Below are 23366 nucleotides of genomic sequence, written 5' to 3' on the forward strand. Positions count from 1 at the left end.
CGAAGCGCTCGGTGACCGCTTCAATCCTTGGCGCCAACGCGAACGGCATGCACGACATAGCGCGACGGCCCGTGCCGCGTGGCGCCGAACGGGTAGCAGGTGGCTAATGCGAGTTGCTGGCCCCCGCCGGTCGCAATCGCGAAGCGATCCCATCGCACGATCTCGGCGCCGGTGACGACGTAGCGGCGCGTCCGGCCGCCCACCCCCTCGACCACGATGACGTCGCCTTTGCGAACATGCTGCAGGAAACGAAAATGGGTGTCGCGATGCGCGGCGATGACTGCAGTACCGGGTTCGCCGATACGCGCGGCAGCGGGGAGCAGGGTCGGGCCGAACGCCATCGCCTGCCCCGAGCCGGTATCGAGAACGATGCGATCGACGCCGAGCCGCGACACGCTGATCCGGGCGACGGGCGCCATATCGGCCCAGGGCCAAGGCTTGACCGAATGATGCCGCGCGACACTGCGATCGAAGGCGTGCTCGAGCAGGATCTGCGCGACCACCGCCTTGGCCGGCACGATTGCCCCGGCAGCGATGCGGGCGATGCCAGCCAGGCTGAGCGCGATCAGCAGGGTGGCGGCAAGGCCGCGCCCGAAGACGCGACCCTTGGGAAGCGCGCGGGCGGCCATCACGCTTCCCCCCGGCGACGGCGGTGCAGCAGGAACAGCCCGCCCAGCCCGATCAGCAGCAGCGCGAGCCCTTGCGCGATCGTCGCGGCGAAATCGGTCGCGGTCTGCGGCAGATCGAGCCCGGTCGCCTGCTCCGCCGCGCGCGCCGCCATCGTGTCGGCATTGCGCAGCGCCGCAGCGCCGGCCTTGCCGCCGAACAGCGTGCCGAAATCCCAGCCCGCGGGGAGGTTGATCGGCAGATCCTCGCTGGTCAGGCCCTCGCCGGTGGGCCGCGTCGGCGTCTCGTCGATCGCAACCAGGCTGGTCTGGCTGGTGACGATGCCGCTCGCCAGGCCGATCTCGGCGATTTGCGCATCGGCCTTGTCGTCGTCGATCACGCCGAGCGTGCGATCAGCCTCGATGTCGCTGATCCGGCGCCTCGCCCACAATTTGGCAACGGCCGAGCTCGCCTGCGCCTTGGCGAGATCGACGCTGCGCTGCCAATGCTTGTTCCCGATCGTGCCGCTGACGGTGAGCGTGCCGGCGAGATGATCGGTCTTGCCCACCAGCACCAGCGGGCGGCCGGCATAGATATCGGGCAAGCGCTTCGGCGTCAGGTCGAGCGTCCCGCCGGACACGCTGACCTTGAGATCGCGCATCGCCGGATGATCGAGCACGTCCAGCAGCGGCATCATCCGTGCCGCTACCTCCTCGGGCGTGCCGACATGGGTGTAGGTGCCGCCGCCGATCGTCGACATCCGCTCCATCAGATAATCATTGGGCGCCGAACCGATGCCGACGAAGAACACATGGCTGCGGCCACCGTCATGGCCCAGGGCGGCCAGCATCTCCCGCTCATTGGAAATCTCGCCGTCGGTAAGGAAGATCACCTGGCGCAGCGCGTCCGGCCCGCCGCTCGCCGCCGCGTCGGTCAGCGCGGCCTTGAGCGCCGGCAGCATCTCGGTGCCGCCATCCGCCTCCAGCCCTTCGGCATAATGTTTGGCGAGCGCGACCTGATCGGGCGTCGCGGCGACGCTGTGATCGAACAATTGCGTCATCGTATCGTCGAAGCGGATGATGTTGAAATGATCCTGCGGCCTGAGCGTCGCCAGGGCGTGGACCAGGCTGGCCTTGGCCTCGCGCATCGAATCGCCGCCCATCGAGCCGCTGTTGTCGATCACGAACACCATTTCGCGCGGCGGGGTCGTCAGTTTCGAGAGATCGGCCGGCGGCGTGATCGTCGCCATCACGTAATCGCCGTCCGTGCCATGCTCGCTGAACAGGCCCACCGTCGGATCGGCTGAGGCCGAGCGCCAGTCGAGCTCGAAATCGCGATCGGCCGGCGCCGGGCCGAGCAGCCGGACGGTGCGGTCGTCTCCGGGCCCCGAGACGCTGACGCGGTGATAGCGGCTGATCAGGTTGGCGACCTTGAAGCCCGGCGCGAGGTGAACGGTGATGGAAACCGGGTTGAGCTTGGCGCCCAAAGCGGGGTCGAGCACAGGTGCGCTGGTCACGGCATTGGCGTCGTTGACGGCGGCCGCGGAGGTCAGCGTGTGCGGCGGTGTGTAGCGCGGGCCGACCACCAAAGGCAGGCGCAGCGAGAAGGTGCCGTTGGTGGCGGTGACCGGCGCCTGATATTCGATCTGGACGAGCACCGTTTCGCCGGGGCCGATATTGGCGACGCTGTTGGTGAACATATTGGGCCGCTGCTGCTCGACCAGACCGGCCTTCTGGCCGTTGGCCCTGGCGGTCTCGTACATCTGGCGGGCGGCCTCGCGCTTCTCGATATGGCCGATGATGTCGCGTTGCCCGACCACCATCTTCAGGCTGTCGACGGCACCATCCTCAGGCAGCGGATAGAGATAGGTCGCCTCCATCCATTTGTCGGAGGTGTTGCGGAACGCCTGCGTCACGCGGACGCGGGCGATCTCGCCGGTCACCGTCACGTCCATGTCGGTGCCGAGGCGGACAGCGGGCAACGTCTCGCTCGCATGGAGGCCATGCAGCATCAGCGTGCCCGCGCCGGGGCCGTCGTCGCTGGCGAGGGCGCTATCCTGCGCGACGGCGGGTGCGGCGGGCATCGCCAGCGTGGCGGGGACGCTCATCGCGATCGCCACCGCGGGAATGAGGGCGCGGCAGATGTGGTGAAATCGAGGCATGGCAGGCTCCATCGGTAAAGAGGAGCCTTCCCTCTATGCGCACGACATGCCGGACAGCCACGAGCAACATCGGGCATTGTTTGCCGCAGCCGGCAGCCGCTGGCGGCGCGATGAGCCGTTGTGCGCAAATGTGCGCAGATGTACGGATACAGCGATGCACGATCTCGATCCGCCCGCCGCCGAAGCCGATACCATCGCCCGGCGCGTGCGCGAAGAGATCGCGCGCCGCCGCATCTCGCGGCAGGCACTGGCGGATATGGCGCGGATCAGCCTGTCGACGCTGGAAAAGGCGCTGGCCGGTACGCGACCCTTCACACTCGCCACGACGATCCGGATCGAGGAAGCGCTCGGCGTGCCGCTTCGCCACGGCGCGCCGGTCGCGCCGGCACCGGCGGCGATCGCGCCGGACGACATGGGCGCCTATTCCCGTTCGGCGGTCGGCTGGATCGAAGGGCGCTACCTCACATTGCGGCCGAGCTTCGGCACGCCCGGCGGCATCTTCGCTTACGTGACGACGATCCGCTGGCTCGACGACAAGGGCTATCTGGGCTTCGCCGAATCCGAGCGGACCGACGCCCGGTTCCAGCAGGCCGGACACGTCTCGCTACCCAACCTGTCCGGGCATATCTATCTGGTGACCAGCGAGCAGGGCCAGCACCGCCTGGTGATCCTGTCGCGACCGACGGTCGACGATGTGCTCTACGGCATCCTGGCGACGCTGGAGATCGGCCACGGCTCGCAACTGGTGCCGGCAATGACGACCATCGCATTGCGCAAGACCGACCGGATCGAGGACCAAACGCTGGGCCTCATCGAACCGGGCGCGCTCGCTTATCAGGCCTATCGAGAGACGCTTACGGCCGCCGCGCGGAATGACTTCGTCCGCTTTCATACGCTATAGGTGTCGATCGGGCACGGTCGCTGCAATCGCGGCGGATTTGACCGGGATCTGCACGCCACGGATTGAAACCGGCCTGCCCTTTATTGCGATGGCGCACCCGACAGGATTCGAACCTGTGGCCTCTGCCTTCGGAGCGCCCCTGAAATTCGTTTTTTGCGTCCACGAAAATCTATCATTTTCTCCTAAAAACAGTTATATAGAGGAATACGCTTCGCAGCCGTCCACCGGCGTACGAGGGCGTATATTTGACGTATATTTGACAAGTTGAGGGCCTTCGCCGATGCCCCAGACGCTGAAAGAAGCGCCGCTTACGACACGAAGCGCACGAGCCGCGTTGCGGTGCGGTGTCTATTGGCGGAGTATCGATCCAGACACTCACCTTGGCTACCGCAAAGGAAAGCGAGGCGGACGTTGGCTTGCGCGTTGGTACGAGGGTGCAGGTAGATATGCACAGATTACGCTAGGCACCGCGGATGATGTGATAGTTGAGGGAAACCTGTCCTTCAATGCGGCGGTAAGCTCGGCACGCGAGGCCGTTATCGCGGCCCGTCAAGCGGCCGCTCTGGCGCAAGCTGGACCAATCCAGACGGTTCGCTCTGCGGTTGAGCTATACATCATGAAACGCAACGAGCGGTCCTCTGCACGAGCCGGAAGGAAGATCCGCTCTAGCGCTGATCATCGGCTCAGCTTGCACGTGCTGAGCCGGCCCGAGCTTGCTGACGTCCCGTTGCACGAACTACTCGAAACCGACTTGGCGAAATGGCGCGCGCGTCTAGGTGGGAAAATCGCGACGCGCCGCCGCTTGACCGCCGATTTTCGGGCAGCGCTGAACGAAGCTGCGCGCGCCGGGCGAAAGGTACTCCCCCCGGAACTTCCAAGCATAATTAAATACGGGCTGCAATCACCCGAAAGTGAAGCGGCTGGTCCGGGCGAAACGATTGCGAGAACAGACCAGATCCTGACCGACAAGCAGGTCAGAGATCTATTGCTGGAGGCGGCGCGCTTTGACGCAGAGAAGGGATGGGGAGGCGATCTCTGGCGGATTGCTCTCGTAATCGCCGGCACGGGAGCGCGCTTTTCTCAAGTGGCCCGATTGACCGTGGGAGATGTCAGAGGCCATCGAATATTCATGCCGTCGAGCCGGAAAGGTCTGCGACGAACAGAGAACCACACTCCGGTCCCGATCGGTGAGGATGTAGCAGATGCGCTGGCCCCCGTCATGAAGGGGCGCCCGGCAAACGCTATCTTGCTCGAGCGATGGTATCATAAGGCGCTGGGACACGGCCGGTGGAGGCGCGATAGCCGGACTGGCTGGCGTGCCTCGTATGATATAACAAAAAGCTTTCAGACCATAGCTCTTGCGGCGGGTCTCACTGGCGTAACCACCTACACACTGCGTCACACTTCGATTGTGCGCGGTCTGCGCGCTGGGCTTCCGATCAGGTTGGTGGCCGCATTACATGATACGTCGACGCTCATGATTGAGCGCTATTATGCGCGTTACATTGCAGATGGATTGGAGGAGCTCGCCGCTAAAGCGATCGTACCGCTGGTAATCTAATCCATTGCGATCCTTCGTCTACTCGCTCGCGGCGCAGCGACGGCCTAATCGTCAACCAGAGTAAGTCAGCGCCCGTCTACAGAGCGGGCACTGCGCCTCTCGAGGAAACTCAGCGGTCCGGACCTGATCTATCGACCATCAGTCGTGCGCCGCGCTGCCCACATCCTTCATCATCGCGTCATGGTCTTCCGGTGCGCTGGCGACGGTCGCCTTGTATTGTTCCGGTGACATCGACGGCAGCTTTTCGAGGAACGCCACCATGTCCCAGATCAGCGGATCGGGATGCGTTTTTCCCCATGCAGGCATCGCGGTGAGCTTGACGCCGTGCTTGATGATCCAGAACTTCTCGGCCGCCGTCAGGTCGGTGCCCTTGGCGAGTTCGGGCGCCTGCGGGTAGAGGCCCTGCGCCATCTCGGTCGGCTCGACACCGGGTCCAAGATGGCAGCCTTGGCACATCTCGGCATAGAGCCCGGCACCGGTGGCAACGTGCGCGGGCGTTCCGAGATCAGCAGGGGGCTGGATGCCGCGGGCATGAACCGCGATCGATCGGTCGCGAAGACTCTCGAGCAGCGCGTAGACCGGTCGGCTGTGCGGCGCGTCGGCGGCGATGTTGTAGACCCCGAACCAGACGAACGCTGCCAACAGAACGAGCGCGGCGATGACCGCCGCGATGACGAACCGCAAGCTCGGGAGGTGATGGCGAAGGCTCGAACGGGTCACGGCAATACCTTTCTTAAAACCACGCGCGGATGCCGAGAACGAGGCTCGTGCTATGCGGCGCCTCGCCATCTTGCCGGGCGAAGGTCGCCGAGCGCCCGACCTTCGCAGTATAGGAGACGCCGATATAGGGCGCGAACTGGCGGCTGATCTCGTATCGCAGCCTGACACCGAGTTCGGCATTGCTCAGGCCCGCGCCAATGCGATCCCGTGGCACGTCCTGTGCGGCGAAGTTCAGCTCGACACGCGGCTGCAGGATCAGGCGCTGCGTGATGCGCTCGTCATATGTCCCTTCGGTGCGCGCCAGGAGGTCACCCTTGGTCGACAGAAACACGGCGCCGCTGACATCGAACTGATAGGGCGCCAGGCCCTCGATCCCTAGGGTCGCGAAGGTCTGGGTCGGTGACGGCTGGAAGTCGTGACGGACGCCGGCCTGCAGATCGAAATAGGGACCGATCGCGCGGCTGTAGAGACCCTGCACTTCGGCTGAGTCGACGCCCTTGCCGAACGTGCCTTCGCCTTCCGACTTGACGACGAGGCGGTCGATGTCGCTGCCGAACCAGCCTTCGCCTTCCCAGCGATAGCCGTCGCGGCCATCGTGGACCTGCAATTCGGCGAGGTTGATCATGACCTGCGAGAACGGCTCGCCGCCGTTTTCGTGGCGGAACATCGCGCGCGCAGGTTGCATCGCGGCTGGGGTGTAGGTGCGGTCGGCATAATGATCGGTTGGCACCGGGGGTGGCGGGGCGTCGCCCGGCGGCAGATCGGTGCCACTCGGTGTTAGTTGTCCGCTCGCGGGCATAGCCATCCCCGGCATCATGCCGGACGCCGCCGCGCCATCGTGATCCGCCGTCATGTTCATGTCCGGCAACGACGAGGTTTCGCCGCCTTCTGCGGGCATCGTCATGTCTTTCATGGGATCGCCATGGCTGTCGTGGCCCGGCTTCGGCTCCGCCTTCGTTGCCGGGCGCTTCTGCGCGACGGCCGTCTTCCTTCGGGAAGTCGCAGGAGCGGCCCTTTTCTTGGCCGGCATCGGCTTCGACATGTCCATGCCGGGCACCTGCATGCCTTGCATCGACTGAGCCGCCGCGGGGTTCGCCGTTACGGCCATGGCGCTGGCAGCGGCGAGGAGCAGCACCGGCTTCATGCCTCGTCTCCTTCCTTGCGCACCGTCACCACCCGCATCATCCCGGCCATCATGTGATAGAGCAGGTGGCAGTGGAACGCCCAGTCGCCCGGCGCGTCGGCGGTCAGGTCGAACGTCACGATTCCGCCGGGCGCCACCACCACCGTGTGTTTGCGCGGCGCGTGATCGCCGTGCCCCGTGACCAACTCGTAGAAATGGCCGTGGAGATGGATCGGGTGCGCCATCATCGTGTCGTTGACCAGGTTGACGCGCACGCGCTCGCCGTTGCGAAACGGAATGGGCGCGGCATGGTCCGACATCTTCACGCCGTCGAACGACCACATGAAGCGTTCCATGTTGCCGGTCAGGTGGACGTCGATCGACCGAGACGGCGCCCGCACGTCGGGATTGCGATCGAGCGCGACGAGATCGCGGTAAACCAGCACGCGGTGGCCGACATTTTCCAGCCCCTGACCAAAATCGCCCGTGCGGTCCTGCGGCATCGGCGCGATGGTGGACACGCCGGCATTCTTGGCAACCTGCGGCGCGTTCTTGAAATCGCGCATCGACATCGATGCCATGTCCATGGCGCCGCTCTTGCTGCCCGCCATGTCCATGCCGGCCATGTCGCCACCGCTCATCTTCATTCCGGACGTGCCTTGGCTCGCCATCGCCATGCCCTGCATGTCGCCAAGCGGCGTCGCACGTTTCGACGGTGCGCCGAACCCCGCGTCAACCGGCCCGCTCGCCAGCAACCGCGAGCGGTTCTGCTCGGCGGTTGGATCCGTCCCGCGCGGCGTCATCGCCTTCATCGCCATCCCGGCCATGCCCATGTCGGCGATCGTCGCCAGCGGCCTTGGGCGAAGCAGCGGCACCGCCGCGACCATGCCGGCACGCGGCGCCAAAGTCGCCCGCGCCATCCCTGAGCGATCGACCGCCTCGGCGACCAGCGTGTAGGCGCAGTTTTCTCGCGGCCTGACCACCGCGTCGAACGTCTCGGCAACGCCGACCTGGAACTCGTCGGTCTCGACCGGGCGGATGTTCTGCCCGTCGGCCTGCACCATCACTAGCGGCAAGCCGGGGATGCGCACGTTGAAGATCGTCATCGACGACCCGTTGATGATCCTGAGGCGCACGCGCTCGCCCGGCTTGAACAGCGCGGTCCAGTTGTCCGCAGGACCGTAGCCGTTGATCGTGTAGGTGTAGATCGATCCCGTGCCGTCGGAGATGTCGGCGGCGTCCATCCGCATGCCGCCCCATTTCAGTCGCTCGCTCTCCGGCTGGTCGCGTCCCGCCAGCAGCCCGGCGAGCGTCTCCTTCTGGAAGTTCATGCCGCCGGGGTTGAGCTTCATCCGGCGGAAGATCGCCTCGGGCGACAGCTGGCTGTTGTCGGAGAGAAACACGACATGCTCGCGGTCGTAGCCGACCGGATCGGCGCCCACCGGATCGATCACGATCGGGCCATGCAGCCCCGATTGCTCCTGCCCGCCGGTGTGGCTGTGATACCAATAGGTGCCGGCCTGCCGGATCGGGAACTGGTAGAGGAAGGTCGTTCCGGCATCGATGCCCGGGAACGACACGCCTGGAACGCCGTCATATTGCGGCGGCACCAGCAAGCCGTGCCAATGGATCGAGCTCGACCTGTCGAGCGCGTTACGCACCTGCAGCCGCACCTCCTGGCCTTCGCGCAGGCGGATCAGCGGTCCCGGCGTGGTGCCGTTGATGCCGATAGCGCGAAACGGGCGCCCGTCGATCGTGGCCGTCCGCCAGGCTAGTTCCAGCGCGATGTCCTCGCCGGACACGGACGGCAGCGGCGCGGCGATCCCGCTCGACACCGAGCGCGCCCAGGCGGGAGTCCAGTTCGTCAAGGCAGCACCGCCGGCGGCGAGTGCGGCACCGCGCAGCAGTTGCCGACGGTCGATTGGCTGGTTCATGGAAACTCCCGGTCGTTACCGCCGCGTGGCGGTTTGTTACCCGGAGATACGCGGGCGCTTGGGCGATCCCTCATTCCGCCGCAAATTTTTCCGCGAGCCGCGCCCGCGCGCGCGACAGACGCGTTTCGACCGCCTTGACGGTGATGCCCAGCGCCTCGGCGGTCTCGGCCTGGCTGAGCCCCTCGATGGTCCGTAGCATCAGCACATCGCGCAGCTTCGCCGGCAGCTGCGCGATCTCGCGCCGCAGAGCATCGAGCGCCGCACGATCGCCGGCGACCGTCTCCGGATCGGGTCTATCATCGGGGACGGTCGTGGCTACCGCATCGCCCCACGCCAACAGCGCGCGGACCCGCCGGCGACGCCGCCAGTCGCGGCAGCGGTTGAGCGCGATCGCCGATAGCCACGGGCGCAACGGTCGAGCGGAGTCGTAGCGCGCCAGGTTGCGATAAGCCGCGACGAAGCTGTCCTGGGTCAGGTCCAGCGCTTCTTCAACATCGCCCGAGCAGATCGCGACCAGCCGATATATCGCGGCGCGGTGCCGCCGCATGATCTCGGCGAACGCCGCCTCGTCGCCGTCGCGGGCGAGCACGGCGAGCCTCCGATCGTCGAACTGGTCGAGCGCTGTGGTCACTGCTGGTCGGCGGTCAGCGCCTTCACCACCGCGCGATCATAGCGCTCGGCCTGATCGGGCCGCAGGATCTGGCGCATCGCGAAGACATGTGCGAGCGTCGCCTTCTGCAGCCGCCCCATATCGGCGTGCGAGGCATCCACCGCCGCCGCAACCTCTGGCCCGTAGCCATGCTCCGATTCGATTGCTTCCGCGAGACGGGCGTTATCCGCCTTCATCGCCGCCTCGATCGTCGTCCGTCGCCGAGCATATTGCGCTTCAAGCTTTTCGAGCTGCGCCTTCTGCCTGACATCAAGATCGAGCTCGCGGTGCAGTAGTTCGTGCAGCTCGGTGCTCGGACTGGGCGGCGTCGGCAGTAGCGCGCGACCGACGAAGACCCCGGCCACGGCCGCAACGAACGCGATCGCCGCGACCAGGGTCGTCCAGCGACCGCGCGTCACTGCTCGCCCATCAGCAGCTGCGACGGCGCAAGTTGCGCTCCGTCGAGCGACGCCGCTTGCGCCGGGGCCGCGCTCGACAGGGGCAGGCCCGCGCCGGCAATCCCCAGTCCAGTCGCCGCAAGCGCGGCCAGTATCGCCAGGCGCCGCGGCATCCGGCGATCCGCCTCGGCCAGATCGTGAATACGCGCGAGCACCTGTCGCTCGAGGCCATCGAGCGACGGTGTCGGCATGGCCGCCAGATCGTGCAGACGCTGGTCGAGGTCGGGCATCGTCAATCTCCTGTATCGACAGCTTATACGCGCCGCCGCGTCCATTCCCTCAGTTTTCCTTGGCCGACCGAGGGATCATCTGCCTGCGTGCGTAATTGTTTTAGGCGAACGATCGAGGGAAACGACCAATGGCCGAGCACGGGCACGATCATCAACATGATGGGGATCATCACGCATCCGACGGAGCAACCGATCCGGTCTGCGGCATGACCGTCGATCCCGCGATGGCCCGGCACAAGGCGACTCACGACGGTCAGGAATTCTACTTCTGCTCGGCAGGGTGCCGCACAAAGTTCATCGCCGACCCGAACCGCTATCTAGCCGGTGACGGCGCTCCCGAGCCGGAGGCGACACCAGGGGCGATCTGGACCTGCCCCATGCACCCCGAGATCCGCCAGGAAGGACCAGGCACCTGCCCGATCTGCGGCATGGCGCTGGAGCCCGAGGAGCCGAGCTTCGATGACGCGCCAAACCCTGAGCTTGTGGATTTCACCCGCCGCCTGTGGGTGGCCGGCATTCTCGCGGTGCCGCTGCTCGTACTGTCGATGGGCGCCGACATGTTCGGGCTCAGGCTGGTCAACGCCGCGGCGTCCCCCTGGGTGCAACTCGCGCTCGCCGCACCGATCGTGCTGTGGGCCGGCTTTCCCTTCTTCGCGCGCGGCGCGGCCTCGATCCGCTCGGGCCATTACAACATGTTCACGCTGATCGCGATCGGCGTCGGCGCAGCGTTCGCCTACAGCGTGGTGGCGACGATCGCGCCGCACCTGTTCCCGCCGGCGTTCCATACCATACATGGTCAGGTGCCGGTCTATTTCGAGGCCGCCGGCGTCGTCGTCGCGCTGGTCCTGCTCGGTCAAGTCCTCGAACTGCGCGCCCGCGCCGCCACCGGTCGGGCGATCAGAGCGCTGATGGACCTCTCGCCGAAGACGGCGCGCCGGATCGATGAGCATGACGAAGAGCGCGAGGTGGCGCTCGACAAGGTCCAGCCCGGCGATCGGCTGAGGGTCCGCCCCGGCGACGCGGTGCCGGTCGACGGCATTGTCGTCGAGGGGCATTCCCATATCGACGAGTCGATGCTCACCGGCGAGCCCGAGCCGGTCGAGAAGCAGGTCGACGATCCGGTGACGGGCGGCACGGTCAACGGCACCGGCAGCTTCGTCATGCGCGCCGAGGCGGTCGGCGCACACACCATGCTGGCGCGCATCGTGCGCATGGTCGCCGACGCGCAGCGCAGTCGTGCGCCGATCCAGGCGGTCGCCGACCGCGTATCGGGATGGTTCGTGCCGAGCGTGGTCGGCGTCTCCGGGCTGACGTTCATCGTCTGGATGCTGGTCGGACCCGATCCCCGCTTCGGTCACGCTCTGCTGAACGCCATCGCTGTCCTGGTCATCGCCTGCCCCTGCGCGCTGGGTCTGGCGACGCCGATGTCGGTGATGGTCGCCGCCGGCCGCGGCGCGCATGCCGGCGTGCTGATCCGTAACGCCGAGGCATTGCAGGCCTTCGAGACGGTCGACACGCTGGTCATCGACAAGACCGGCACGCTGACCGAGGGCAAGCCTCGCCTTACTGCGATCGAGCCGAACGGGGCGCTCGGACGGAGCGACATTCTCGCTTTGGCCGCGTCGGTGGAGCGCCAGTCCGAGCATCCGCTGGCGGGTGCGATCGTCGCGGCGGCCGAAGCCGAAGGTGCCGATGCGCTGCAGGTGCGCGACTTCACGTCGCACACCGGCATGGGCGTCGAGGCGACCGTCGATGGCCACCGCGTTGCGATCGGCAACGCCGCAATGATGCATCAGGTCGGTGCCGACCCAGCGCCGATGGAAGCGCGGGCTGCGCAGCTGCGGGCTGCCGGTGGTGGCACGATGTTCGTCGCCATCGACGCGACGCTGACAGCAGTGCTGACCGTTGCGGACCCCGTCAGGCCGGGAGCTCGCGACGCTATCACCGAGTTGCGCGCAAATGGGCTTCGGGTCGTAATGCTGACCGGCGACAATGCGACGACCGCCGAGGCGGTCGCGGACGCCGTCGGCGGCCTCGACGACGTTCGCGCCGGACTGACGCCCGAGGATAAGGCGGGGGCGATCCGAGAGCTGCAGTCGGCCGGCCATTCGGTCGCGATGGCCGGTGACGGAATCAACGACGCGCCGGCGCTTGCCGCCGCCGATGTCGGCCTCGCCATGGGCACCGGCACCGATGTCGCCATCGAAAGCGCCGGCATCACGCTGACCAAGGGCGATCTCGCCGCGATCGTCCGCGCTCGGCGCCTCGCCCGGGCGACGATGCGGAACATCCGGCAGAATCTGCTGTTTTCGTTCCTGTTCAATGGCATCGGCGTGCCCGTCGCGGCCGGCGCGCTCTACCCGATCGCCGGCATCCTGTTGTCGCCGATGATCGCGGGCGCCGCGATGGCGCTGTCGTCGTTCACCGTGGTGCTGAACGCGCTGCGCCTCAACACCACCCGCCTTTGAAAGGGTCTCGATGCACGCAACATTCCCCGCCTGGCTTCATGCTCTCTCGATCGTCACCCTCGTTGCCGGCGGGTTCTGCGCTGCGATCATCATCGTCGACGAGGTCAATCGGCCGCAGAAGATGTGGATCATGAACCTGGTTTGGCCATTGACCGCGCTGTTCGGCAGCATCCTGTGGCTCGCAGCCTATTTCAAATGGGGCCGCGCCCGGCCTGGGCAGGGCGACAATGCCAAGCCGCCGATGGCGGTAATGGTCGGCAAGGGATCGAGCCATTGCGGTGCCGGATGCACTCTGGGCGACATCATCGCGGAATGGGCGGCGTTCGCCGTTCCTGCAATTGCGGTCTGGTTTGGCTGGCATCATTGGACAGCGGAGAAAATCTTCGCGGTGTGGATACCGGATTTCATCCTCGCCTATCTCATCGGCGTCGTCTTCCAATATTACACGATCAAGCCGATGCGGGGCCTGTCGGTCGGGGAAGGCATCTGGGCGGCGGTCAAGGCCGACACCGCGTCGATCACGTCCTGGCAGGTTGGCATGTATGGCATGATGGCGATTCTGCAGTTTCTCTGGTTCAAGCAGGCGTTCGGGGGGACGGCTGAGGTCAACACCACCGAATTCTGGTTCGCCATGCAGATCGCGATGCTGGCGGGCTTCTGCACCTCTTATCCGGTCAACTGGCTGCTGATCGGGATTGGGTGGAAGGAGAAGATGTAAAGAGAGCGTGCGAGAGAGCGTGGGCCAACAGGTCGGTTCTCCGCGCGGCCGTCCGTTCCCGAAAGCGGCGCCTTGAAGGGAGCCCTTCCGGATCCTCCGACATTCCGGTCGCTTGCTGTCTATTGCAAGCGGATTTCCCTCTTAGCCGATGTTGCGGGAAGCGGCCACCAGCCTTGCATCCCGCGCCTCTGGCGCGACCGCGCTCTATGCCGCGTGCGCCGCACCGAGCCGCTGACGCGTCTCGGCCCATTCGGGTCACGATCACTGATGCCAGGGCGGGACATGCGTCCCGCATGATGTCGCCGGCGCGGTGCGCCGGCGGCGTATGCCTGCGGCGTCGATCTGGCGGGGTGGGCGTCACTCCCCTCTGGTCCCGCCGCGGCGTGCCGCAACCGGCTTCGCCGGTCTTCCACTTCGTTGCAGCCCTGCGGGTGCGGCCCGCCTCTGACGGCGGGACCGACGGTCCGCTCCTGCCGCCCACCCCGCCAGTCCGGCGCCGGTTGCGGCGGTTGAGAGAAGGAGTGGAACAATGGAACTGAAGCATATCGCTATCGAGCGTCTGTCGGTCTCGCGCGCCAACATGCGCGGCGGCAGGAAGGGCGCAGACATCATGAGTATTCTGCCTTCGGTGCGCGCGCGGGGTGTATTGGTGCCCCTGATCGTGCGGGCCAACGGATCGCCCGAAACCTACGAGATCGTGGCCGGGCGACGGCGCTATGAGGCGGCGTGTGCGGTGGCGTCCGAAGCCGGCGAGATCGATCCGCTGCCCTGCGCGGTGATCGAGGCGGGCGACGATGCCGCCGCGCTAGAAGCGTCGCTGATCGAGAACATCGCGCGGCTCGATCCCGACGAGGTGACGCAGTGGGAGACCTTCACACGGCTGATCCGCGAGGGCCGCAGCGCCGCTGATATCGCCCTGACCTTTGGCCTCACCGATCTTCAAGTGCGGCGCACCCTGGCGCTTGGTAACCTGTTGCCGCGTATCCGCTCGCTCTACCGTCGCAGCGAGATCGATGCGGCAACCGTCCGGCATTTGACTCTCGCCAACAAAGTGCAGCAACGCGATTGGCTGACGCTGCTCGACGATCCGACCATCTATTGTCCGACTGGTCAGTCATTGAAGGCATGGCTGTTCGGCGGCGACACGATTCCAGTGAGCGCGGCCTTGTTCGATCTTGCCGCCTTCGACGGCGAGATCGTGTCCGACCTGTTCGGCGACGAGCGCTACTTCGCCAGCAGCGAGGCGTTCTGGGCAGCGCAGCAGGCTGCGATCGAGGCGAAGGTCGCCGACTATCGGGACGCCGGCTGGGAGGTCGCGGTGCTCGATCGCGGCGCGCCGTTCCATCGCTGGGAGCATGAGCATTGCGCGAAGCGCAAGGGCGGGCGGGTTTATGTCGAGATCGGCCGGCGCGGTGCTGTCGTCTTCCATGAAGGGTTCGTGACCTTGAAGGAAGCGCGCAAGCAGGCGGCGGGCGAAACGGTCAAAAAGCCCGTGCGGCCCGAGATCACCAGCGCGATGCAGGATTATGTCGATCTGCATCGCCATGCTGCCGTGCGTGCCAGATTGGCGGATGCGCCGGGGGTAGCGTTGCGGGCCGCGGTCGCGCACATGATCGTCGGCTCGTCGTTCTGGTCGCTGCGCATCGAGCCGCAGCGCGCTGGCAAGGATGCGATCACCGAGAGCGTCGAGAACAGCGCATCCGAAGCCGCGTTCGATGAAAAGCGCCGCTCGGTGCTGGAATTGCTCGGGTTCGACGCCGAAGCGCCGACCGTCGTTCACGGCAACGATTACGACACCGGCCTGCCCGAGCTGTTCGTGCGGCTGTCTACGCTCGACGATGCGCAGGTGCTCGACATTCTGGCGATCGTCATGGGCGAGACGCTTGATGCGCGCAGCAGCATCACCGACCTGATCGGCGAGCAACTGTCGGTCGATATGGCGGCGGTGTGGCAGCCCGATGCGGCGTTCCTCGACGGATTGCGCGACCGCGCGGTGTTGCTGGCGATGGTTCGCGAGATCGGCGGCGATGTCGTTGCCGATGGCAATGCCGACGCCAAGGCCAAGGTGCTGCGTGGCATCCTCGTCGATCATATCGATGGCACCAATGGCCGTGAAAAGGTCGAGGGCTGGGTGCCGCGCTGGATGGCGTTCCCGGCATCGGTCTATACCGATCGTGGCGGCGTCGGCAGCGTGGTGCGGACCGAGGAAGTTGCCACGCTGACCAAGCTGGGCGAGACGTTTACCGCACCGCAAGCGGCCAATGATGACGATCAGATCATCGAACCGGAGGCGGCGTCATGATCGCCGAGCAGCCGGCCCCGGCGGTGGTCGAGACGGTGCAAGCCGGTTTGCAGACCCTTCGCAGGTTCGACCGGATCGTGTTCGTTGCCCACTGCGTCGGTGCGATGAGCTATCCGGACATCGCGGTGATGACCGGACTTGGGGTCGCCGAGGTCGAGCGACGGATGGCCCGCGCGCTCTACGAACTGGACCGCCATCGATCCGGCTATCGGCCACCGTGGTGGCGACGATGGCTGCGCTGATAACCTAGACCTCGCCCGGTGCAAACCGGGCGAGGTTCGTCGTTCGTCAACCCGGAACAGGTGCCAGAATGGCTGCAATCGTCTGGCCCAGATGGCATGCCGCAAGACTGTTGCAGCGCCGTTCCAGTCGCTAAGGTCCCGCCAATATGCGCACCGATCTCGATCATCTGCCGCCCGCCAAGCAGCGCGAACTCGAGCGCGTCGTCGAGATTATCTTTGAAGAGTTCGGCGACGCGACCAAGCTGGCCACCGGCAAGCGCAAGGCGGGACGCATCCTCAAGATCATCCTGTTCGGCAGCTATGCGCGCGGTGGCTGGGTCGACGAGCCGCACACCGAAAAGGGCTACCAGTCCGACTACGACCTGCTGATCATCGTCAACCAGGATGAGCTCACCGACCGCGCGACCTATTGGTATCGCGCCGACGAGCGGCTGATGCGCGAGATGACGATCACCAAGACGCTGCGTACGCCGGTCAACTTCATCGTCCATACGCTTCAGGAGGTGAACGACGCGCTCGCGCACGGCCGATTCTTCTTCATGGACATCGCGCGCGACGGCGTCGCGCTCTACCAGGCCGACGACAAGCCGCTGCACAACCCGCGCCCCAAGACGCCGCAGCAGGCGCTCGACATGGCGCGGGAATATTTCGAAGAGTGGTTCCCAAACGCGATGAAGCGCTTCGAAAGCGCTCAATTTTTAATCGGGCGAGGACATGAAAAGCAGGCTGCGTTCGACCTGCATCAGGTGACGGAGCAGCTCTATCACTGCGTCCTTTTAGTCTGCACCTTCTACACGCCGCACGTTCACAACATTGGCTTCCTGCGTACCCAGGCCGACAAGCTTGACGCCCGTCTGGTACATGTCTGGCCACGTGACACGCGAGAAAATCGTGCGCGCTTCGAGAAGCTCAAGGATGCCTATGTGAAGGCGCGCTACTCGAAGCATTACCAGATCAACGCCGAGGAACTGGCGTGGCTTTCGGCTCGCGTCGAGGACCTTGGGCAGGCGGTTCATGCCGTCTGCACCGATCGGATCGAGGCGCTACGGCGTAACGCAGGCGCCTAGTTCGACGCCGCTCGCGCGACCATCTTTTGAGCAATCAAAACGCATCTTCTGCCGTCCGAAACGCGCCTTGAAAGCACGTTTCGGACGGCGATGGAGGCTGTCCTTCTGGGCCGCAATTCGATCAAGAATAATCGATTTGCGGCCTGAATCGGCGGACGTATTTGCTAGCGTCGGCTCCGCCCTGACGACTGAGCCGACCGGGACGAAAAGCGGTTATGGGCAGGAGTTCGAAGGGGACGGGGTAAGGCAAGTTAAAAGCGGTGCCTCCACGAGGCGCCGAAAGTGGCGTCTGCACGTCGTTTTTGATGGAGGCACTACGGCTGACGTGCCTCCAATTTCTTTCCCTTAGCCCCGAACGCCAGCATTTCCGCGGCTGTTGGCGCAAGCCGCGTGGAGGCCCTTGAGCGCGCCCTCTCACCATCCTCATCTGAGTGATTTGGCGTGAGGAAACCACCATGGCGGACGATGATTTCAGCTTATGGCTGGGCCGGATCGGCGCCGATCGACCGATGGCGCATCAGCTTCGACGCTCGGTCAATCTGGCTGGCGCAAGGACACGGTCGTCTATCACCCGGGCAGCCCGGTTCGATGGCAGCCGGATCGGCCGTGGGTCAGGCGTCGGCAGGATGCTCGGTTCGTCCAACCGCTTCGGCGGTTTTCGCGCGCGTCGCGTGGTGGTCAAAGCCCGGTTCGTGAAGCTCGCCGGGAAGGGTGCCAAAGCGGCGGTCGCGCACATGCGCTATTTGCAGCGCGACGGCACCACGCGCGACGGCGAGCGCGGCACGCTCTACGCCGCCGATCAAGACATCGCCGATGGCAAAGCATTTCTCGAGCGCGGCGCCGGCGACCGCCACCAGTTCCGCTTCATCGTCGCGCCCGAGGACGGCGCCGAATATCCCGACCTCAAGCCGCTGGTGCGCCGCTGGATGAACCAGGTCGAGCAGGACCTGGGCACGAGGCTCGACTGGGTCGCGGTCGACCACTTCAACACGGGGCATCCGCACAGCCATGTGCTGGTGCGCGGCGTCGACGATCGCGGCCAGGATCTGATCATCGCGCGCGAGTATATCAGCCGGGGTCTCGCCGGCCGTGCCGCCGAGCTGGTCAACCTAGACCTCGGCCCGCGTACCGATCGCGAAATCTTCATCGCTCGCCAGCGCGAGATTACCCAGGAGCGGTTCACCACTATCGATCGCAAATTATTGCTCGCGCATGAGCCTGACGGGCTGGTCTCTGCCTGGCATCGCGACGGCGTCGAGCAGGGCCTGCGCGCCGCGCGGCTGGGCACGCTCGAACGCATGGGGCTGGCAATCGAGGGAGGAAGGGGGCGCTACCGTCTCGCCGATGATCTCGAAGCAACGTTGCGCGCGATGGGACGGCGGGGTGACATCATCGCGACCATGCATGAGCAGCTGAAGCGGCGTACGCCCGAGGTGCCGCCGCACGATTATGCGATCTACGATCCAGCCGAAGGCAAGCCGCTGATCGGACGTGTGGTCGCGCGCGGGCTCGCCGACGAGCATCGCGATCGTCACTACATGATCGTCGCGGCAACCGATGGCCGCAGCCACTATGTCGAGCTCGGCGCGCGCTCGCTTGGCGAGACGCTCGAACAGCTGGAGATCGTCGCGGTAAAGCCGGTGGTGCCGGCGGTCCGCGAGGCGGATCGCACGATCGCCGCGGTCGCAGCTGACAATGACGGCATCTATAACGTCGAGGGGCATTTGCGGCATGACCCGAGTGCGACCCAGCGGTTCGCCGAAGCGCATGTCCGCCGTCTCGAGGCACTGCGCCGGCGCGACGGCGTGGCCGAGCGGCGGCTCGACGGCAGCTGGACGATCGCGCCCGACCATCTCGACCGCGTGCTGGCGAGCGAACAGCGCGTCGCTATAGCGCGCCCGGTCGAAATCGAGCTTCTGTCGGAACAGCCGCTCGACAAGCTCACGCGACACGATGGTGTGACCTGGCTCGACGAACGGCAACAAGGCGACGCTACCGAGAAGCTGGAGCGCGGATTCGGCGCCGAGCTTCGCAAGGCGCTGGCGCTGCGGCGCCAGTGGCTGATCGAGCAGGGCCTGGCCTGGGAAGAGGGTGACGCCGTTCACTTCAAACCGGGCCTGATCGAGACGCTTCGCCAGCGCGAGCTGCGCCAGGTCGCGGGGCAGCTGTCGAAAGAGCTCGGGCTCGATTACGCCGAGCATCGCGGCGGACCGATCGAAGGCATCTACCGCAAGCCGGTACAGGTCGGATCAAGCAAGTTTGCGCTGATCGAGAAGTCGAGAGAGTTCACGCTCGTGCCGTGGCGACCGGTGCTCGAAAAGCAAGTCGGTCGCTACGTCTCCGGCATCCAGCGCGGCGGCTCGATCAGCTGGACGTTCGGTCGCCAGCGAACAGGCCCGGAGATCGGCGGGTTCTGAGCGTCACCAAGAAGGGGGCCCGTGGCACCGGACAGGCTCTGTCGCTGAATACGCGCGTCGCCGACAATGCGAGCCATGCAAACCAGAAAGACCCGCCATCAATTTTATCTGCCCAACGATCTGTCGGCGAAGCTCGATGCGATGGCGGCGCGATCGGGGTCGTCAAAGACCGCGATCCTTACCGACGCGCTGACCGCCTGGTTCGATCGTCGCGCCGCCAATGAGCTCGACCAGCGCTTCGGCATCCGGCTCGATCGCCAGAGCCGCACCGCCGATCGCACCGAGCAGAAGCTCGACTATCTGACCGAGGCGCTCGGGCTGTTCATTCGCCATCAGCTGACGCTCACCGCGCACCAGCCCGCATTTGATGCTGAAACGCAGCGGCTGGGGCGGCTGCGCTACGACGAGTTCGTGAAGCTGGCGGGGCGGCTGTTGGCGCGCAATTCTGCCGGAGCCGCGTCGAGCGCGCCACCAGCTCTATCCGCAGATCAGAAATGAAGGAGGAAGCCATGCCCACCGCCGCGCCGCATCCCGTCAGCCACCCGGCGATCACGCTGCGCATTCCGGATGCTTGCCGCGCAACCGGGATTGGCCGGTCGAAACTCTATGAGCTGATCAAGCTGGGCGAGATCGACTCGATCAAGATCGGTCGGATCACGCTCATCCCCGTGACCAGCATCGAGCGACTGATCGCGCGCTCCGGTGCCGCCGTTATCCCCGATGAGCGGGAAAGGGAGCGGCAGATAATGTCGATGCACCCGTTTCTCGCCAACGCCGTAATCACCGCGGCGCTGGCGCATATGACGGATCAGGTAAGAGGCGGCCTGAACTCAGCCGACCAGCTCACGCGATCCAAGGCCGAGGACGGCCTGGCAGCACGAATTGTCGAGACTCTGCTGGAGGCCGGTTGATTGCTGGGGGCGATTGGTAGCGGTCCAAGGCGGGAGAGGCTCCAGCGCAGGGCAAGGCCTTGATGGCGACTTCTGGGCCGTTAGCGGTAGGTCCGCTTTGCGGTTCTGAACCGCAGAAAGTAGTCACTTTTATCCCAGAGCCGCTAGAGACCAAAAGAAGGAGAGGCGCGTTGATAGCAGGCACCTTTTGCTGTGAGCAGTCCGAGGCCGTTATGGAAGGTCATGCCCTGGTCGTCACGCCGACCAGCGCATCACTGATCGCAAGCTTTGCAGCCGTTGTAATTGGGCATGACAAGCGCTTGCAACTAGAGGCTTGCACCCGGATAGGAGCCAAGTGACGGTTACGGGGGGCACTTTGAGAGATAAAGAGGCAGCTGCGAGGATCAAGATCAACCGGCTTCTTGAAGAGGCTGGTTGGCGTTTCTTTGACGATGCCAACGGTCCCGCGAACATCGTTCTAGAGCCCAACACCAAGGTCACCGAAACTCAGATCAATGACCTCGGTGAAGATTTTGAAGCCACGAAGAACGGCTTCATCGACTTCCTGCTGCTAGATTCAAATGGGCGGCCATTGATTGTCCTTGAAGCAAAATCTGAGAGCAAAAATCCTCTGTCCGCCAAGGAGCAGGCTAGGCGCTATGCGCGGGAGCAGGACGCTCGCTTCGTGATCCTTTCAAACGGGAACATTCACTATCTTTGGGATCTCAAGCAGGGGAACCCGAGTGTCATCACCAAATTCCCTGGTCCTGGCGAGATCAAGGATCACCATGCATTTCAACCCGACGCCGGCCGTCTAGCAAGCGAGCCGGTAGCGAGCGACTTTATCGCGCTCACGCAGCTGCCGAACTACGCCAGCGAGGCTGGTTGGAAGAACGAAGATGAGCGCCCAGCGTTTGTCGACAAGAACAATCTTCGCTTCCTGCGGGACTATCAGAAACGGGCAGTCCACGCCGTTCAACGGGCAGTGAAGAAGGGTGATGTCAGGTTCCTGTTCGAGATGGCGACGGGCACCGGCAAGACCCTCACCTCAGCAGCAATCATCAAGCTTTTCCTCAAGACCCGCAACGCGCGACGTGTCCTGTTTCTGGTCGACCGGATCGAGCTGGAAATCCAGGCCGACAAGGCGTTTAAGGCCTTGCTCAAGAAGGACTTCACTTGCGTCATCTACAAGGAACAGAAAGACGACTGGCGAAAGGCCGACATTGTCGTCGCCACTGTCCAGTCGCTGCTTTTCAACGACAAGTTTCGCAGGGCCTTCGCGCCGACAGATTTTGACCTGGTCATTTCAGACGAAGCGCACAGGTCGATCGGCGGAAACGCTCGCGCCGTCTTCGAGTATTTCGTCGGCTACAAACTCGGCCTTACCGCCACGCCGAAGGACTACGTCAAGCAGTCGAAGAAGGCCTCCACAGCGCGTGATCCCCGCGAAACCGAGCGGCGCATTTTGCTCGACACCTACCGGACTTTCGGGTGCGAAAGTGGCGATCCGACCTTCCGCTATTCGCTGCTCGATGGGGTCAGGGATGGATTTCTTATCAACCCCTACGTCGTGGATGCCCGGACTGAGATCACCACACAGTTGCTTTCGGACGAAGGCTTCACCGTCGAAGTTACGGATGAGGACGGCAACGAGGTCAAAGAGGCTTTCGGCGGGAGGGACTTCGAGAAGAAGTTCTTCGCAGAGGCAACCAACGAGGTGTTCTGCGGGACCTTCCTGCAACACGGCCTGCGCGATCCGGTAACGGGTGAGTTCGGCAAATCGCTCGTCTTCGCGGTAAGCCAGAACCACGCTGCCAAACTGGCGCAGACCCTGAACGAGATGGCCGATCAGCTTTGGCCGGGAAAATATCAGTCAGACTTCGCGATGCAGGTCACGAGCGAGGTCATGAACGCGCAGGCCATGACCGTGCAGTTCGCGAACAACAATCTTGGTGGGCGAAGCCGGTTCAACGAGCACTATCGGACCAGCCGGGCGCGCGTCTGCGTGACGGTCGGGATGATGACAACAGGCTATGATTGTCCCGACATACTCAACCTCGCTTTGATGCGGCCAATCTTCAGCCCTTCCGACTTCGTGCAGATGAAGGGCCGTGGGACCCGCAGACATCGGTTTGCAGAGGAAATGCGTGACCCGGCACTCAAGGTGCAGATTGCCGACCTTCAGAAGACCGAATTTCGCCTGTTCGACTTCTTCGCCAATTGCGAGTTCTTCGAGGAGAAGTTCGACTACGATGAAGAGCTGACCCTTCCCCAGCCGTCGACACAGCCCTTCATCAACAAGGTCGAAGCGCCACGCCCCGGATTCAAAGGTTTCGAGACCTTCCAGCCGGACGCGATCGCCACACAGAACGAGCAACAGATCGGCCTGGAGGGAATGCGGATCGATCGCGAGTTCTTCCAGAAATTCGAGGACACCGTCCGCCAGGATGCGGCTCTGACCGCCATGGTCGAGCAGCAAAACTGGGAGGCAGCCGTGCGGCGCGTCGTGGAGACCGTTTTCGACAAGCCAGACGACTTCTTCAGCCTCGACAAGCTTCGCCGTGCCGCCGGGCTCGATCGCCGCCTGACAGTGCGCGAGCTGATCGAGAAGGCTTTTGGCCATATCCCGCGTTTCAAGTCGAAGGACGAGCTCATCGACGACGAGTTCCAGAAGTTCCTGCTCGACCAGAAGCCCGAGCAGGCCGACCGGATCGCGCAGATGCGCTACTATTTCGAAGCCTACATCAAGGACGCCAATGTCCGGCGCATCATCGACGATGGTCGGGTGGCCGATCTCAACGTCAATCCGATCTTCGGCATGAAGGATCTGAAGGCAGTGCCGAAAGAATGGGTCCGCCGCATCCCCGAATACATCAAGGACTATGTGTCCCTGAACCCGTTCCTCCCATAAAGACGCCC

General features: G+C 64.6%; 19 protein-coding genes. 11 read left to right on the forward strand and 8 right to left on the reverse strand.

Going from position 1 to position 23366, the window contains the following annotated elements; genetic code table 11:
* Positions 1 to 20 precede the first annotated feature (20 nt).
* The gene (locus K7G81_RS16330; protein WP_223031893.1) at positions 21 to 629 is read right to left on the reverse strand and encodes a class GN sortase; all 609 of its coding nucleotides are present in this window, start codon (positions 627 to 629) and stop codon (positions 21 to 23) included.
* Positions 629 to 2767 carry a marine proteobacterial sortase target protein gene (locus K7G81_RS16335; protein ID WP_223031894.1) on the reverse strand — a complete coding sequence of 713 codons (2139 nt, stop codon included), beginning with the start codon at positions 2765 to 2767 and terminating at the stop codon, positions 629 to 631. Before K7G81_RS16335 ends, K7G81_RS16330 begins: the two co-directional genes overlap by 1 nt.
* A 154-nt stretch (positions 2768 to 2921) precedes the next feature.
* On the opposite strand from K7G81_RS16335, the gene K7G81_RS16340 reads away from it, so the two are divergent.
* Together K7G81_RS16340 and K7G81_RS16345 are read left to right on the forward strand one after the other, a co-directional pair.
* The gene (locus tag K7G81_RS16340; protein WP_255587206.1) at positions 2922 to 3668 is read left to right on the forward strand and encodes a helix-turn-helix domain-containing protein; all 747 of its coding nucleotides are present in this window, start codon (positions 2922 to 2924) and stop codon (positions 3666 to 3668) included.
* 616 nt (positions 3669 to 4284) lie between these two features.
* Positions 4285 to 5229: a tyrosine-type recombinase/integrase gene (locus tag K7G81_RS16345; protein ID WP_255587207.1), complete on the forward strand. Its 945-nt coding sequence runs from the start codon at positions 4285 to 4287 to the stop codon at positions 5227 to 5229.
* 138 nt (positions 5230 to 5367) lie between these two features.
* Here K7G81_RS16345 and K7G81_RS16350 read toward each other — a convergent pair whose 3' ends face one another.
* The 6 genes from K7G81_RS16350 to K7G81_RS16375 all read right to left on the reverse strand — a co-directional run bounded on the left by K7G81_RS16350 (position 5368) and on the right by K7G81_RS16375 (position 10343).
* Entirely contained in the window at positions 5368 to 5949 is a 582-nt protein-coding gene (locus K7G81_RS16350) for a c-type cytochrome (RefSeq protein WP_369412136.1), read from the reverse strand.
* A gap of 13 nt (positions 5950 to 5962) precedes the next feature.
* On the reverse strand, positions 5963 to 7093 hold the full coding sequence (locus tag K7G81_RS16355; protein WP_223031897.1) for a copper resistance protein B: 1131 nt from the start codon (positions 7091 to 7093) through the stop codon (positions 5963 to 5965).
* Positions 7090 to 9006: a copper resistance system multicopper oxidase gene (locus K7G81_RS16360; RefSeq protein ID WP_223031898.1), complete on the reverse strand. Its 1917-nt coding sequence runs from the start codon at positions 9004 to 9006 to the stop codon at positions 7090 to 7092. The genes K7G81_RS16355 and K7G81_RS16360 overlap by 4 nt, the downstream gene beginning before the upstream one ends.
* A gap of 70 nt (positions 9007 to 9076) precedes the next feature.
* A complete protein-coding gene (locus K7G81_RS16365) occupies positions 9077 to 9637 on the reverse strand; it encodes an RNA polymerase sigma factor (protein ID WP_223031899.1) in 561 nt (186 codons plus the stop codon).
* Positions 9634 to 10074: a periplasmic heavy metal sensor gene (locus K7G81_RS16370; protein WP_223031900.1), complete on the reverse strand. Its 441-nt coding sequence runs from the start codon at positions 10072 to 10074 to the stop codon at positions 9634 to 9636. The genes K7G81_RS16365 and K7G81_RS16370 overlap by 4 nt, the downstream gene beginning before the upstream one ends.
* A complete protein-coding gene (locus K7G81_RS16375) occupies positions 10071 to 10343 on the reverse strand; it encodes a hypothetical protein (protein ID WP_223031901.1) in 273 nt (90 codons plus the stop codon). The genes K7G81_RS16370 and K7G81_RS16375 overlap by 4 nt, the downstream gene beginning before the upstream one ends.
* 128 nt (positions 10344 to 10471) lie before the next feature.
* On the opposite strand from K7G81_RS16375, the gene K7G81_RS16380 reads away from it, so the two are divergent.
* The 9 genes from K7G81_RS16380 to K7G81_RS16420 all read left to right on the forward strand — a co-directional run bounded on the left by K7G81_RS16380 (position 10472) and on the right by K7G81_RS16420 (position 23358).
* Complete coding sequence (locus K7G81_RS16380) at positions 10472 to 12811, forward strand: heavy metal translocating P-type ATPase (RefSeq protein ID WP_223031902.1); 2340 nt, start codon at positions 10472 to 10474, stop codon at positions 12809 to 12811.
* Between the two features lie 10 nt (positions 12812 to 12821).
* A complete protein-coding gene (locus K7G81_RS16385; protein WP_223031903.1) occupies positions 12822 to 13529 on the forward strand; it encodes a DUF4396 domain-containing protein in 708 nt (235 codons plus the stop codon).
* 529 nt (positions 13530 to 14058) lie between these two features.
* The gene (locus K7G81_RS16390) at positions 14059 to 15831 is read left to right on the forward strand and encodes a ParB/RepB/Spo0J family partition protein (RefSeq protein WP_223031904.1); all 1773 of its coding nucleotides are present in this window, start codon (positions 14059 to 14061) and stop codon (positions 15829 to 15831) included.
* Positions 15828 to 16073: a sigma-70 region 4 domain-containing protein gene (locus K7G81_RS16395; RefSeq protein ID WP_223031905.1), complete on the forward strand. Its 246-nt coding sequence runs from the start codon at positions 15828 to 15830 to the stop codon at positions 16071 to 16073. The genes K7G81_RS16390 and K7G81_RS16395 overlap by 4 nt, the downstream gene beginning before the upstream one ends.
* 146 nt (positions 16074 to 16219) lie before the next feature.
* The gene (locus K7G81_RS16400) at positions 16220 to 17140 is read left to right on the forward strand and encodes a nucleotidyltransferase and HEPN domain-containing protein (RefSeq protein WP_223031906.1); all 921 of its coding nucleotides are present in this window, start codon (positions 16220 to 16222) and stop codon (positions 17138 to 17140) included.
* Between the two features lie 455 nt (positions 17141 to 17595).
* Complete coding sequence (rlxS, locus tag K7G81_RS16405) at positions 17596 to 19557, forward strand: relaxase/mobilization nuclease RlxS (protein WP_223031907.1); 1962 nt, start codon at positions 17596 to 17598, stop codon at positions 19555 to 19557.
* Positions 19558 to 19632: 75 nt separating this feature from the next.
* On the forward strand, positions 19633 to 20055 hold the full coding sequence (locus tag K7G81_RS16410) for a ribbon-helix-helix domain-containing protein (protein WP_255587208.1): 423 nt from the start codon (positions 19633 to 19635) through the stop codon (positions 20053 to 20055).
* Positions 20056 to 20066: 11 nt separating this feature from the next.
* Entirely contained in the window at positions 20067 to 20468 is a 402-nt protein-coding gene (locus tag K7G81_RS18080) for a helix-turn-helix domain-containing protein (RefSeq protein ID WP_223031909.1), read from the forward strand.
* Positions 20469 to 20802: 334 nt separating this feature from the next.
* Positions 20803 to 23358 (forward strand): DEAD/DEAH box helicase family protein, encoded by a 2556-nt coding sequence (locus K7G81_RS16420; RefSeq protein WP_223031910.1) that lies wholly within the window; start codon positions 20803 to 20805, stop codon positions 23356 to 23358.
* The last annotated feature ends 8 nt before the right edge of the window (positions 23359 to 23366 follow it).

Source organism: Hephaestia mangrovi (genome assembly GCF_019880555.1).
Taxonomy (GTDB): Bacteria; Pseudomonadota; Alphaproteobacteria; order Sphingomonadales; family Sphingomonadaceae; genus Sphingomonas; species Sphingomonas mangrovi.

Excerpts from the sequence above, each read along its gene's own strand:
- K7G81_RS16330 (WP_223031893.1), bottom strand. The coding sequence starts at position 629 with ATGGCCGCCCGCGCGCTTCCCAAGGGTCGCGTCTTCGGGCGCGGCCTT.
- K7G81_RS16335 (WP_223031894.1), bottom strand. The coding sequence starts at position 2,767 with ATGCCTCGATTTCACCACATCTGCCGCGCCCTCATTCCCGCGGTGGCG.
- K7G81_RS16340 (WP_255587206.1), top strand. The coding sequence starts at position 2,922 with ATGCACGATCTCGATCCGCCCGCCGCCGAAGCCGATACCATCGCCCGG.
- K7G81_RS16345 (WP_255587207.1), top strand. The coding sequence starts at position 4,285 with ATGAAACGCAACGAGCGGTCCTCTGCACGAGCCGGAAGGAAGATCCGC.
- K7G81_RS16355 (WP_223031897.1), bottom strand. The coding sequence starts at position 7,093 with ATGAAGCCGGTGCTGCTCCTCGCCGCTGCCAGCGCCATGGCCGTAACG.
- K7G81_RS16360 (WP_223031898.1), bottom strand. The coding sequence starts at position 9,006 with ATGAACCAGCCAATCGACCGTCGGCAACTGCTGCGCGGTGCCGCACTC.
- K7G81_RS16375 (WP_223031901.1), bottom strand. The coding sequence starts at position 10,343 with ATGCCCGACCTCGACCAGCGTCTGCACGATCTGGCGGCCATGCCGACA.
- K7G81_RS16380 (WP_223031902.1), top strand. The coding sequence starts at position 10,472 with ATGGCCGAGCACGGGCACGATCATCAACATGATGGGGATCATCACGCA.
- K7G81_RS16385 (WP_223031903.1), top strand. The coding sequence starts at position 12,822 with ATGCACGCAACATTCCCCGCCTGGCTTCATGCTCTCTCGATCGTCACC.
- K7G81_RS16390 (WP_223031904.1), top strand. The coding sequence starts at position 14,059 with ATGGAACTGAAGCATATCGCTATCGAGCGTCTGTCGGTCTCGCGCGCC.
- K7G81_RS16395 (WP_223031905.1), top strand. The coding sequence starts at position 15,828 with ATGATCGCCGAGCAGCCGGCCCCGGCGGTGGTCGAGACGGTGCAAGCC.
- K7G81_RS16400 (WP_223031906.1), top strand. The coding sequence starts at position 16,220 with ATGCGCACCGATCTCGATCATCTGCCGCCCGCCAAGCAGCGCGAACTC.
- rlxS (WP_223031907.1), top strand. The coding sequence starts at position 17,596 with ATGGCGGACGATGATTTCAGCTTATGGCTGGGCCGGATCGGCGCCGAT.
- K7G81_RS16410 (WP_255587208.1), top strand. The coding sequence starts at position 19,633 with ATGCAAACCAGAAAGACCCGCCATCAATTTTATCTGCCCAACGATCTG.
- K7G81_RS18080 (WP_223031909.1), top strand. The coding sequence starts at position 20,067 with ATGCCCACCGCCGCGCCGCATCCCGTCAGCCACCCGGCGATCACGCTG.